Origin of the sequence: Novosphingobium oxfordense, from assembly GCF_044029435.1 — a bacterium.
Classification (GTDB): Bacteria; Pseudomonadota; Alphaproteobacteria; order Sphingomonadales; family Sphingomonadaceae; genus Novosphingobium.
In genome coordinates, this window is record NZ_CP147005.1 from 1,933,296 (window position 1) to 1,945,177 (window position 11,882).

At 56.8% G+C, this 11,882-nt stretch carries 13 protein-coding genes; 8 read left to right on the top strand and 5 right to left on the bottom strand.

What is annotated here, in order from left to right; translation table 11 throughout:
- The first annotated feature begins 106 nt into the window (after nt 1-106).
- A complete protein-coding gene (locus WBP07_RS08970) occupies nt 107-508 on the top strand; it encodes a hypothetical protein (protein WP_395395618.1) in 402 nt (133 codons plus the stop codon).
- Between the two features lie 77 nt (nt 509-585).
- Here the strand turns inward: WBP07_RS08970 and WBP07_RS08975 are convergent, their stop codons facing one another.
- Nucleotides 586-1,476 (bottom strand): LysR family transcriptional regulator, encoded by an 891-nt coding sequence (locus WBP07_RS08975; RefSeq protein WP_395395762.1) that lies wholly within the window; start codon nt 1,474-1,476, stop codon nt 586-588.
- A 229-nt stretch (nt 1,477-1,705) separates the two neighbouring features.
- On the opposite strand from WBP07_RS08975, the gene WBP07_RS08980 reads away from it, so the two are divergent.
- Together WBP07_RS08980 and WBP07_RS08985 are read left to right on the top strand one after the other, a co-directional pair.
- Entirely contained in the window at nt 1,706-2,701 is a 996-nt protein-coding gene (locus tag WBP07_RS08980) for an alpha/beta hydrolase (RefSeq protein WP_395395620.1), read from the top strand.
- 71 nt (nt 2,702-2,772) lie between these two features.
- Nucleotides 2,773-3,375 (top strand): uracil-DNA glycosylase, encoded by a 603-nt coding sequence (locus WBP07_RS08985; RefSeq protein WP_395395622.1) that lies wholly within the window; start codon nt 2,773-2,775, stop codon nt 3,373-3,375.
- A 532-nt stretch (nt 3,376-3,907) separates the two neighbouring features.
- On the opposite strand, the gene WBP07_RS08990 is transcribed toward WBP07_RS08985, so the two are convergent.
- Nucleotides 3,908-4,090 (bottom strand): hypothetical protein, encoded by a 183-nt coding sequence (locus WBP07_RS08990; protein WP_395395624.1) that lies wholly within the window; start codon nt 4,088-4,090, stop codon nt 3,908-3,910.
- Nucleotides 4,091-4,244: 154 nt separating this feature from the next.
- Complete coding sequence (locus WBP07_RS08995; protein ID WP_395395626.1) at nt 4,245-4,688, bottom strand: hypothetical protein; 444 nt, start codon at nt 4,686-4,688, stop codon at nt 4,245-4,247.
- A 1,045-nt stretch (nt 4,689-5,733) separates the two neighbouring features.
- Between WBP07_RS08995 and WBP07_RS09000 the strand changes: the two genes are divergently transcribed.
- The gene (locus WBP07_RS09000; RefSeq protein WP_395395628.1) at nt 5,734-6,030 is read left to right on the top strand and encodes a hypothetical protein; all 297 of its coding nucleotides are present in this window, start codon (nt 5,734-5,736) and stop codon (nt 6,028-6,030) included.
- Here WBP07_RS09000 and WBP07_RS09005 read toward each other — a convergent pair.
- Nucleotides 6,027-6,632, bottom strand: coding sequence for a hypothetical protein (locus WBP07_RS09005; RefSeq protein ID WP_395395630.1), 606 nt, complete (start codon nt 6,630-6,632; stop codon nt 6,027-6,029). The two genes, WBP07_RS09000 and WBP07_RS09005, sit on opposite strands and share 4 nt — an antisense overlap.
- A gap of 645 nt (nt 6,633-7,277) precedes the next feature.
- On the opposite strand from WBP07_RS09005, the gene WBP07_RS09010 reads away from it, so the two are divergent.
- A complete protein-coding gene (locus WBP07_RS09010; protein WP_395395632.1) occupies nt 7,278-7,799 on the top strand; it encodes an antitoxin Xre/MbcA/ParS toxin-binding domain-containing protein in 522 nt (173 codons plus the stop codon).
- A 1,141-nt stretch (nt 7,800-8,940) separates the two neighbouring features.
- Here WBP07_RS09010 and WBP07_RS09015 read toward each other — a convergent pair.
- On the bottom strand, nt 8,941-9,615 hold the full coding sequence (locus WBP07_RS09015; RefSeq protein WP_395395634.1) for a helix-turn-helix domain-containing protein: 675 nt from the start codon (nt 9,613-9,615) through the stop codon (nt 8,941-8,943).
- Between the two features lie 89 nt (nt 9,616-9,704).
- Between WBP07_RS09015 and WBP07_RS09020 the strand changes: the two genes are divergently transcribed.
- The 3 genes from WBP07_RS09020 (at nt 9,705) to WBP07_RS09030 (ending at nt 11,831) form a co-directional block, all read left to right on the top strand.
- Entirely contained in the window at nt 9,705-10,550 is an 846-nt protein-coding gene (locus WBP07_RS09020; protein WP_395395636.1) for a hypothetical protein, read from the top strand.
- Nucleotides 10,551-10,770: 220 nt separating this feature from the next.
- A complete protein-coding gene (locus tag WBP07_RS09025) occupies nt 10,771-10,911 on the top strand; it encodes a hypothetical protein (RefSeq protein WP_395395638.1) in 141 nt (46 codons plus the stop codon).
- 347 nt (nt 10,912-11,258) lie between these two features.
- Nucleotides 11,259-11,831 (top strand): hypothetical protein, encoded by a 573-nt coding sequence (locus tag WBP07_RS09030; protein WP_395395640.1) that lies wholly within the window; start codon nt 11,259-11,261, stop codon nt 11,829-11,831.
- Nucleotides 11,832-11,882 lie beyond the last annotated feature (51 nt).

An 11,882-nucleotide genomic window follows, 5' to 3' on the forward strand; every position in this document is an offset into this window, starting at 1 on the left:
AATCTGCGCCTGCGGGCTGCAGGATGCACCCGTTGGTCCAACGGCCGCCGAGAAAGCAGTCCTCGAACGTGCCCTTTCCGACACTGTCGCGCTTAACGGCACGTGCTTGACGGCAAAAATCGTTCCGGAAACGGAAAAAGGCGAGGTCTGGCCATCCGCGCTGTCGCTTGGGGATGGCAAACTTTCCTACGCAGGTGATCCACGCTACGATCAAGCCGCCTTAGCATGGGGCAAAGCAAAACCCCTCCATGCCAATTCTTTAGAAATGCCTGACCAAGCAGTACGCCAAGGCTTCAGGGTTTTGGACGATGCTCACGCCGATGCTTCCTGTCGTGAGATCCGCACCTTGCATACTCCTCGGTTCAACAGGGATATTGCTTTCGTAACGACGTATGTACGCTGGAAAAGCGCCAGCCGTAGCCGCTCAGACATCCAGATATTTCGATTCCATCAAAACCATTGGGAGAGCTTTGGCTCAGGCAGTACCAACGGCGGCCCTGTCATCTAGGGAACGGCCACGAGACTATGTGGCCGGACGCTTACGAGTATCCAGATTGCCGAGTTGAATGCTGAACTTGGTTCGAATTAGCGCGAGGCGACGATTTCGCCCGCTACTTCGTTCGCGAGCCATTTGCGAAAGGTCCGCATGGCCGAGGTTTCCGTTCGCGATAGAAGCCGCGTCAGCCAGTATTTGCCGGTATCTATTGTGGTGGCGACGAACGGTTGAACAAGTCGCTCGGCGGCTAAGGAAGTCTGAAACATCGCTGGCGGCGCCAGCGCAATGCCAAGTCCGAATTCGGCAGCTTGCACCATCAGCACTGAACTATCGAAAACCGGACCGCGCAATGAAGGTGGCGTAACCGCCGCAGCAGCGAACCAGTTCGGCCATTCGTCAGCGCGATAGGATCTAAGCAGCGGCTCTCCGGTAAGTGCAGCCGGGTCATATAACCGCGCCGCGATCTCCGGGGTACAAAGGGGAGTGAGCGGTGCCGACATGATGAGGTCGGCATGTGTGCCGTGCCATGCCCCATCACCGAAGCGAATCGCAAGATCGAGCCCTTCGCCAGCGAGGTCGACGCGGTTGTTGTTGGTCATGATGCGAAGGTCGACATCTGGGTGTTCGCTGGCAAAACGGCCAATCCGCGGCAACAACCAGCCTGCGGCAAATGTGCCAACCACGCCAAGGGTGAGCACTTCGCGCAATCTGCCATCAGCATATCGATCGAGTGTTGCGCCGATCGCATCGAAAGACTGCGCCAATACCGGAACGAGTGCCTGCCCTTCGTCGGTGAAGGCTAGACCCCGTGGCAACCGTCGGAACAAGCTGACCCCTAACCGCACTTCGAGCAGAGCGACCTGATGACTGACAGCACCTTGGCTAACGCAAAGTTCAAGGCCTGCGCGAGTGAAATTGAGGTGGCGCGCCGCTGCCTCGAATGCGCGCAATTGATTCAGCGGAAGCTGCCCTCTGTCCATCGCCAAGACATTAATTAAATTCATGGTTCTGTCGAGAAACGATGCTTTGGCGATTGCTATAGCCGTAGCCCAAGATGGATGCGGGCGGCAGGAAATGGAGGGAGTTCAGGTTCTCTCGCAATGAATTTTCCGGCCTACGTCAACACGATACTGTGCCTCTCCCGGCCGCCGCCTGAACGTTGCAACAAAGGATGGCTGGCTGAAACCGGCCCACTGGAGAAGTGCTACCATGAAAGGAATTACCTTATCGCTCACCGCGCTGGCATTCGCAGCCTCTGTCGCCGTTTCGGGTAGCGCCAACGGACAGGAACCGGGCAGCCGGGTATATTCCGGGCCCTGGAAACCTGGCGCTGACGGAGAGCAGATACCTCTATGGCCTGCAGGTACACCCCTCACGCAACCCGATGCCAAAGAGCCGGAAAGCGTATGGTATGGGCACAAGCTGGTGGGCGGGAGGCCCTATCAAGCGGTAATCGACGTCACCCAGCCAACCATGACGATCTACCGACCGAAAGGACACAATTCGGGCGCAGCGTTGATGGTGTTCCCTGGCGGAGGTTACGAGGCGCTGGCCATCGACCTGGAGGGTAGCGAGGTTTGCGACTGGGCAACGCGCATCGGCATGACCTGCGTCTTGCTGAAATATCGCGTGCCACAGAACTGGCATCCCGTTGATCGCGAAGGTCAGTATTCCCACAAAATGCCCACACCGTTCCTTCCGTTACAGGATGCAGAGCGTGCCATGGGTGTACTCCGTCAGCGGGCGTCCAGCCTTGGAATCGACCCGCACAAGATCGGCGTCGTCGGATTTTCGGCCGGTGGGCATCTGGTCACCGCCATTAGTAACACGACAGGGCGCAGTTATCCTCGCGTCGATGCTGCCGATGATTTGAGCGTACGCCCCGATTTCGCGATGCCGATCTATCCTGGCCATCTCTGGTCCGGCCAGGGAGGAACGGGCCAAGACGCCGTGAAGCTGTTCGACTTCGATCCCGTCCGAGCCGACGCACCGCCGACTTTCATCGTCCAAGCGGAAAACGACCCTGTGGACGATGTTCGAAATTCGATATCCTATTTCCTGGCGCTGAAAGCGGCAAACGTGCCGGCGGACATGCACATCTATGCGACGGGCGGCCACGCGTTCGGCCTTCGCCAAAGCGCCGAACCGATCACGCATTGGACCGACTTGGCCGAGAAATGGCTCCATACAATCGGTATGATCTAGAATGCCGTCAGGCCAGAGTCATTTGGGGTGCGTGGGCGGCCCCGAGAGCGAACTCCGCAAAGGAGAACAAAATGATTGTCGACGAACCCTATGCCAACGACAGCGTACAGAGTGCATTTCGACGGTCTCTTTTACGTGAGCCTCATATGTTGCAGCTCACTGAGTACGTCGAGCATTTACGTCATATCTATCCGGAGGATGACGTCCCTGACTTCGATCCAGCCGGTGGCGGAACTGACGCCAGAGTGTTGGTACTTCTCGAAAAGCCGAGTTTCGTGGCGGGGGCGGGCAGCAGGTTAATTTCCCCGCATAATCGAGACCCAACTGCGAAGCACTTATGGGAACACATGAATAATAATGGGTTGGCGCGTAATTTATTTGTTCACTGGAATATAGTACCAACTTGGAACGGAACCATGAAAATAACGGCCGCCGAAGAGCGGCGAGGTGCCGCTCATTTGAATGAATTGCTTAAATTATTGCCAAATGTACGGGCGGCGGTGCTGTGCGGGGCTAAAGCTCAAAGGGCAGGGCAAAAATGGGCCGATCATGGGATATCAATTTTCAAGACTGCCCACCCCGGTATGCAAGCCCGAAACGGCCCTCATTCTAGAGAGAACTGGAAACAAATTGGTGCTGTGCTGAGTCAGGCGGTGTTGTCCGTTAACGGCTAGCGCTGGCGGCCGACCAGCACAGGTGTAGAGCCAGCGGTTCGCCCCTTGGGTCCGGATCCTAAGCATCCCAAATGGAGAAGTTGACGATCTGCTCCTGGGAATGGAAATCGCCGGCTGAACGTCTGAGATGTGTTGGTTTTGCTGGGCGCCAAACGCCGCGTTGTGGGACTTTACGGCCGTTTAGCCGCAGGGCTGTCAACGGCAGCTTCGCCAACAGAACCGGACGATCACACGGACAGCCTCAAGTGGCAGCCGTCCAGGCATCGCGAGACGAGCCAATCCGGACACCCCGACTTGGCCGACGTCAGCGATAGCCTGCGGCGGGCCTTCGTGGGAGGCAATGGGCCAACTATGAATGAAGCCGACGCTCTGGCCGCCGAACGCACGCGCCTGCAACTCACTTGCCGCCATCTCGCTGGTCATGGCCCGCTCCATCCAGCCGAGCAGTTCGAGGCGATTGCGGTTTGGTTGCGCCAGAATGGCAATCCAAGGATTCCGACGAAGGTTTCGTGGCGGGAGTGCAACCCGACATCTATGGCACCGGTGCACTGGTGGAGGACTTCGAGGCAAGGTCGCCGCCTTGTTTGACATGCCCGCCGCGCCCGACCATCACGGCGGCGCGCTGCATGCATCGCTCGGCCACTTCCCGGATGCCCTGCAGCACGTAGTCGGCTGTGATCGCCGTTCGTTCGGAGCGCTTTGGATCAGCTGCCAACTTTCGCCACGGGCGTGAGTTGCAGTCGCGCTCTCCCGCACCAAGGGAGAAACGTAGGGGCGGCACACCGGCGTCTGCCTTAGTGGAGATGAAGCGCCTCAGCATCAGGTGCACCGAACTGAGCAGTTCAAGCCGCCCCTCAAATATTAATTCACTAGTCCACGATCCTTACCGTCATTGGATTTGCTGAGCGCAGGATCGCGGGAAAAACCACTAAAAGCGCAAATACAATAACGACAATAAATATCCCAAAATAAGCAAATATCACGAATATCGGAATTTGAGCAACGGTGATCCCAATTCCTGCAGGAAAGCTAGTGTTACGGATGTTGCGCAATATAATCCAACCCATCAACGCAACACCTAGAGCAGCAAGTATGATCCCATTTAAAATGTCTCCGTGCTTGTGCGCTGCCTCAACATACCAACGGTAGCCGAACGCAATCATCAAAGCGCCCGCACAGAATGCAGCGAATGTCGATTTCGTGAACGGTAGGTACCCATCATACCGAGCGGCTACAGTCCGCTGGATGAATTTAATCAGCCAGTACAGGGCAACGATAGCTGCAATGCCAGCTAAGATTTTTAGGACAAACAAGGATATTCCCTCACTACAACAATGAATTATCGTTGACCTAAGGCGTTGCAACGCAGCCTGAATAAATCTGGTTAATAATTACGAGTGAGCTTTTGTGCTTCATCTACGAAAGACTACCTGAACTCTGGAATGCATTAGCAAGCCCAACCCCGAGGTTGTAAAGCCCCACTCGAGCATCCTCAATAGCTTCATTGGGGTCAGAACTGCGCGTCTTGTAGATTGTAGTGAAAGAAAAGTGGCCTGACCTCACCTCAAATGTGACATCATATCCACCCTTGGTTTTCGTAAGAGCCTGCACTTCGCTGCTGATTGGAACGGACACAATGCCTCCTAGTATTGATCTCTTCGAATTATAGAAGGGAGTTCTTTGGAATGAGCGCGCCAAGCCAGATCGCAACCGCCATTTTTCATAACGACAGCCCCACGCTCAACGACTGCCTGCGCGACTTCTGGCCCCGCCCCTACAATGACAACGGCGAACCGATCCGCAACCGCGTGCTTTACGGCGGCCGCGCCTCGTCGAAGTCTCGGGACGCTGCCGGCTTTGCGACGAGGAAGAGTTCAACCACATCTACCCTCGCCGTGCCGAAGGACGACGACAACAACGCGGCCATAAAGCGCTCCTGGAGCATGGCCTGCGTCGACGCGCACAAGGAACTGGGCATCACGCCCACCGGCCGTAACCGCTTCGGCCTCGACGTGGCCGACAGCGGCAAGGACAAGAACGCTACCATCACGGCGCGCGGCCCTCTGACTGCCTCCTCGGATCAGTGGAAGGCAGGCGAGGACGAGCTTCTGAAGTCGGCCACCCGCACCCGGGCCACCTGTGTCGAGAACAATGCCGATCTGGTCTATGATAGGATCGGTGTGGGTGCCGGCGTCGGCGCCAAGCTCAACGAGCTGAACAAGCCCGGCGAGACGGTGAAGCACACCGGCTTCAATGCCGGCGACGGCGTGATCCGGCCGAAGGAGGTCTACTCCCGCTCGCACCCACCTGGGACGCCGGGGCATGTTCGCCAATGCCAAGGCGCAGCCATGATGGCACGTGGCCGACCGGGCACGGAACACGTTCAACGCGGTGAAGAAGGGAATGAGCGTCGACCAGGCCGACCTGCTGTTCATCGACAGCGACATGCTAAACCTGTCCCAGCTCATCGACGAGCTATGCACGCCCAAGCGCGACTTCGAAAACGCGGGCCTGGTGAAGGTCGAGAGCAAGAAGGATCTCGCCAAGGCGAACCGCGAGGGCGGCGCACAGCTGTCGCCGAACCTCGCGGATGCCTTCATCATGGCGTTCGCGCCAGTGGAGGCGAAGCGCTATGACATGGGTGCGCTGCTTTAGGCCTCAACCTCTTTGTCCTCAGCGGCTTCCAACTTCCTTAGTTCATCGCCGACGTCGGCGAGAAAGCGACCTAGGGATTGAGACGCTATATCGTTCAGACGCTTCGCCTCATCGCCGCTTGCCTTCGATACCTCTTCGAATTCACGCCGAACATAAAGCGCCGCCTTGCGGATCTCGTTGTCATGCACCCGAGTTATGATAATCGTAAATCGGGCATTTTGCTCCCAGTAATCGCGAGGATCGCCATGGCCATTCTCTTCGTCTTTCATCGCCCTCACCATAGAGGCGACTGAATCTTGCAACTCCAATAGAATTGATCTCTGGGAATCAATTCTGCGCAATCGCATACTACTAGCTCTCGCCTCGTTCTTTGCGTCGAGCTCCTGCGCCAGCTTATCTCTCGCAATACGAAGGTCGATCTCCATTTTCTTTTCAGCCACACTCTTCTCAAGTGCATTGCGCTGCCTTGCCAGAATGAAATTGGCGATGGTACCGACGACGACGGTTAACAACACGCCGGCGAAGGTGACTATCGCTGCTAATAATATCGGGTTGGTTGTAAGTTCGGGCGCTGGAGCCACTAAAGGCTCAAGCTTCACCACGATTGTCTGTGGCACGGAATTTCCCCATTATATTAAAAAGTTAAGTGGTGCCAGCAACGGTAACGTTCAAATCACTCGCCGCATACCCTCCTCTCATGGCCTGGATCACCGATAGCCTCCGTGGCGCAATCGAGGCAGTCGGCCGCCTGAACCCTCTCGCACGTCTCGGTGCGACAACCGCCCTCCCCGGCATTTTCACCCACCAGCTTGCAATCTGTGAGGGAGAACTCGACTGCGGCCATTTCACGATATTCTGGCGCGGTAATGGGTGGACGTCATTCTTCGACTTCCGCAAGGCCACGCGTCCATAGAACAGGCTCCCGCGCGTGCGTTTGCGCGTTGTTGCGCTGATCACCGGGTATCTCAGTCCGAAGGGAAATCGCCAGCCGCGCCGACATCCGCACCCGGCGCATCATTTCCTCGCACCAATCGAACTGCAACGCACTGGCGATCAGTTCTGCACACCGCGCGCGCCCATTGACGTCCGAAGCCCAAGCCTCCCTCCCCGCGGCGGGCCTTAGCTCGCTCTGGAGTTGCGGAGTATGATTCGGAACAGGCCCAACCCGTCGCTATCCAACCTTCTACGTTGGCGGCCGGGCGTGCTTGATATAGGGTATCGAAGGTCAGCCTGACGGGAAATGGAGGATGACAGAGGTCTTGTTGAACTCGTTGCCAGATCCCTCTCCTAAGGAGCGCAACCGTGATCGCTACAGTCGGACGAACCGGCGCCGGCTGAGCGCGCCTGGCATTCGCACTTTCGGGGCGATCGCTGATCGATGGGGTCTACCCGACGAGCAACGGCGGGTACTGCTCGGCAATCCAGCGAGGGCAGCATACCGAAGCTGGTGCAAACGGGCTCGTTACTACGAGGATTTTGCACTCAGCGTCCGCACCCTTTTGAGAATTTCGGCGATTCTTGGAGTGCACCAAGGTCTTGGAGTTCTCTTCGCAGATGAGAAGGCTGAGGCGGTCTGGTTGCGTGATCCTCACCAGACTCCCGTATTCGGTGGCGTTTCGCCACTCGCGTTGATGCTGACTTCTGGTGAAAGCGGCATTCTTGCGGTTCGCCGCTACCTTGAGGTTGCCGGGACAGGTCTCCATATGCCGCCAACTTCCGATGAGATCGGATACGAGCCGTACACGGACGAGGAGATCATCGTCTGCTGAGAGCGGTGATGGCGAAACGGTTGGCTCTGAAATGAGGCTTTGGCGTAATGCGCCCGTCTCGGGCGTTCCGACGCGGGGGAGAGACGTTCGGCCATCAGCGAGCCTGGAACTTGCCCTTTCCATTGCGCCGCAAGCTCCCGTTGAACTCGAATCTCGTACATGATCGAACGGTCGAGTCGAACAACGTCGCTGTTAGCGCATCCGGTGCTCAAGAGTAGGGTCATCGCGCCGAATCCACCGCCTCAAGGGCATTGATGTTGAAATCGCATGCACTGACCTGAGCACAAACGAGCAGCATCTCCATCGCGAAGTGAGCCAATGCAGACGGCGACGGCAGCGGTGAGAACAGTGGCATAGCGCCATCGAGCGTGCGCTCTACATCGTCCTCAGTGGCCCAGCGGAGAGCAGCGCTCGCCCGATCTCATCCTATGTCAGGAGAAAGGCGTGGGAGATCCCATATCAACAATCTGAGTGAACGACGCCCCCGAGTTGATCGCAACTGCAACCGACCCAACGACACGGCAACCACACTCGGATGGGCGAGCAACGTGAATGCAAGTCCCCTCCCGCCTCCGACTCGCCCATTCATTTGGTCGCATTCCGAGAAAGGTTCATCGAAATTACAAAAAAACATTCGTCAACTTAAATCATCAACATTACCAGGACACGCCCTAAAACTCAACTCCAATAAATATTATCACGCCCAATTGCGATGTACTTTCTTGAACATTAACATCTCATGATTGATATTTTGTTATGCCCCGCAGACGTTGTTTAGAAAACTATATTTTATTGAATCTTAACAATAATTTGAATCAGAAATGACTCGATATGCACGCAAGCAGTATGATCGGAACTTCAAAATGGAGTCCATTAAGTCAGACAGAATAAACGCTTGCCCGCGGCCATGTTCTCAAATCGCGAGCACGTGTCAGCGAAGCTCCTCATTCGGTTGTCCGCTTTTCGCGGACAACCGAATGAGGAGCGAAACCTTTATCGCTCTGCGCCCGCTCGATTGACCGTTCACTTAAAGTACGCCGGACGATCACGACCAACCGTTTGTAAGGGAACGCAAAATGTCACAAATCCTGACGGCGCGCCTTCACTACGAAAACCACTTTCTCGTCCGCCCAGAGCTGGGTCAACTTGGCCACGGACGGATCGCAGTTACGCGACCGATGGCCAGCAGTGCGATTTCAACCGGCTCGTTGTTAGGAGTGGACATCGCCGTATAGGTGCCAGTCAGGCAGATCGCACCATGCGTTCGTTCGATCCGCTCCACACAGGCGAGCAGATCGCGCCAGAGTTCACGAACTTTAAAATCACGTCCTGGCTTCGGCCCAATTAGCCCCTTGCGCTCCGCCTGAACGAAGCTGGCCAGATCCAGCCATTCGCGCAGTTCTGAAATATCGTCGTCCGCTGCAGCTTCAAGATCGGCGTCAACAAGCAGGCTGAAGCTTTCCAGCATCGCGCGAAGCTGAATTTCTGTCCGGAACGGTGCCACATCAACCGGAACACGCCCCTCCGTCCAGGAGAACATATTGCGGAGATTCTCCTCGAATTCCTCGGCCATCGGGCGAACACGCTCCCGCAAAAATTCGTCTTCAGGCCGCCGGAACGCGATCGCGAGCTTGCGAAGCTGCGCCGGACGGACCCGTTCGCCACGCTCGATCCGCTGGATGGTGGCGAGTGAGACGCCGGCCTCGCTCGCCAGCGCCTGCTGCTTCCAGCCCCATATCTGGCGCTGGAGCTTTACGAAGTTCGCGATCGATGCGGGATCGAGCGTGAATGTCTCAGGGGAAGCGGGCTGTTTCATGACCAAGACTATGATCGAACTCGCCTGCAAAAATGAGAGCCAATCGAGCGTCAGTTTATCGAAAGGCGGAAAAGGACTAAGGGCTGGACATGGGTGGACGTTACGTAATCGATACAAACTGGCTAGGCGATGCCGCCCTTGCCGACTTTCTAGCCCGACCCGCAAACTTCGCGGTCATCACCGAAATGACGCTTGTGGAGGTCCACAAGGAAGCCGCAGCCTACAACGGCAGGCAACTCTTGCGAACGCTATGCGCATATCCCAAGCAGGTCATCGTCCTGCGTGGAACCTTTGACCTGTATCGAGACAGCGGTGCAAGCAAGGGTCTCGCGAACCGTCTAATCGAGCCGGTCCAGACAGGAAACTTTGGCGCCTATTGCCGCACAATCATCAATGTGTCGGATGACGATGTGACGGACATGCATTTCACTCAGATGGAGGGACAGTCCCGCGACCAGATCGCAGAGTTGCGCGCCAATGTCGGAAACATCCTTACCTTGTTCGATCGGATCGTTGCGATTTTCGAGCGGGGCGAACTGGACCGCCTGCGCAAGCGCGTCCCCTACAGTGTGGACCTTCAGCGGAAGCTGATCCACCTGACTATGGACATTCACAAACTGCTGCTCCGTTCCCTCAACATCGATCCCCGCTACCATCCAAAGGGCTTGCGCAGAGCGGTAGACACGTTCGTCTTTCGCTACGCGCTGTGCGTCGTCATCTTTCTCACGCGGTGGATTCGACAGGGCGAATCGAAAACCATCAAGGAAGAGCGACTAGTCAATCACATCATGGATCTTAAGACAGCCGCCGTGTCGACCTTCTTCGACGGCCTCAAGACCCATGACGAGATGCCGCGTGATGTCCATCTGGAGGTCAAGCATATTCTCGGCGCAATCGGGGCCTATGTGAATTGCGGCCAAGGACCGCGCCGATAGATCAGTCCGCGGAGCCTCGCCGGACCAGGAACCGGAATTCCGGTTCCCCCGACGGCCCGATCTTGCGGCGCGAGAAACTGCCGATCGCCTAATGCGGCAGTGCGAACAGACAGCGGGGGCCGGACAGCCCTTCACTCAGCATATTCGCCCGGATCCGCAGTTCCTGACGCCGCGCCTTATACGCCGCCCGATAGGCGCCTTCGATCATTTCCTTGGAATTATGGCCAGCATCAGGTCGTTCACTTTGCGGTCCGCCCTTTCCTTCGCGCTCAACCCTTTTGCTCATTATGATGTAGATGGCCGCCCCGAACCCATGCGGGTTATGATGGCCGTGATCGCCAAAGCGATTGAGAAGATCTGAGTGGACCGCCCGGGAGGTTCTAGCGAATGCCTCTAAACCAGACTCAGGCAGCGCGGTAACGTCCGCTTGTCCTGGAAGGTCGCTCAGGACTGAACCCAGCCATGGCTTCCCAATAGCGGTCGTTCGATCGGCCTCGGAGGGCAGCTTACTTGGAGGCAACGCTCCGAAGCAGACTGACCAAAAAGTCCCAAGACAAGCCATTCCGAGGCATCGACCGTACGATGAACGGCATACCTTTGCAGCGCCCACCGATTAACGCTGCGCCCGGATAACATGGCGCCCGTTAGTTGCTGTGGGATTGAAATTCGCCTATCATATCCGCTGTAAACCAGAAAGGTGGAAGCCAAATGGCAACAGCCACAAACTCGGAGGTGGTGGATATCATCGGCCGGCTCATGATGAACGGCCGCGACCTGATCGCACGCTCGCTTTCTGCGGAAGCCTTGAAGGAGGTGGCTGGTACAGCAAGTTTCCCAGCGATGTTGATCACCATCTTGCGCACCCTACCTGGCGTCGACCCGGTCGATGCCCAAATCATCGAGCAACTGGCGCATACCATTACGTTCAAGGCTCGTATGGTAGAGCGAGCAGGAGGCGCGCTGACAGCTGCAGGGGTGCAGAAATTGTTCGGCTACAAATCCCTGCAAGCAGTCCACAAGGCTACGGCGAGCCGGCGACTGTTCGCCGTTGACGATAATGGCCGAAAGCTCTTCCCAGCTTTCCAGTTCGACGGAGCAAGCGTGGCTCCTGGAATCTCGGCCGTGCTTGCAGCAACACCGACCACCAGTCCCTGGGCACTCTTGCAGTTCTTTGTCTATGGTGACGAGGGGCTCGATGAGGAGCAACCCATGAAAATGGTCAACGGTGATCCGGAAACCATTGCGCGCCTAGTGCGCTTCGCCTCTCGCCTGGAAGTCTGAAGCACGGGAGTTGCCTCGGAGCGACGCTTGTGATCCCGCATCTCCCGTCAG

What these genes read in the sequence shown, in the direction of transcription:
- WBP07_RS08975 (WP_395395762.1), bottom strand. Translation starts at nt 1,476, where the DNA reads ATGGACAGAGGGCAGCTTCCGCTGAATCAATTGCGCGCATTCGAGGCA.
- WBP07_RS08980 (WP_395395620.1), top strand. Translation starts at nt 1,706, where the DNA reads ATGAAAGGAATTACCTTATCGCTCACCGCGCTGGCATTCGCAGCCTCT.
- WBP07_RS08985 (WP_395395622.1), top strand. Translation starts at nt 2,773, where the DNA reads ATGATTGTCGACGAACCCTATGCCAACGACAGCGTACAGAGTGCATTT.
- WBP07_RS09010 (WP_395395632.1), top strand. Translation starts at nt 7,278, where the DNA reads ATGACAGAGGTCTTGTTGAACTCGTTGCCAGATCCCTCTCCTAAGGAG.
- WBP07_RS09015 (WP_395395634.1), bottom strand. Translation starts at nt 9,615, where the DNA reads ATGAAACAGCCCGCTTCCCCTGAGACATTCACGCTCGATCCCGCATCG.
- WBP07_RS09020 (WP_395395636.1), top strand. Translation starts at nt 9,705, where the DNA reads ATGGGTGGACGTTACGTAATCGATACAAACTGGCTAGGCGATGCCGCC.
- WBP07_RS09025 (WP_395395638.1), top strand. Translation starts at nt 10,771, where the DNA reads ATGGCCAGCATCAGGTCGTTCACTTTGCGGTCCGCCCTTTCCTTCGCG.
- WBP07_RS09030 (WP_395395640.1), top strand. Translation starts at nt 11,259, where the DNA reads ATGGCAACAGCCACAAACTCGGAGGTGGTGGATATCATCGGCCGGCTC.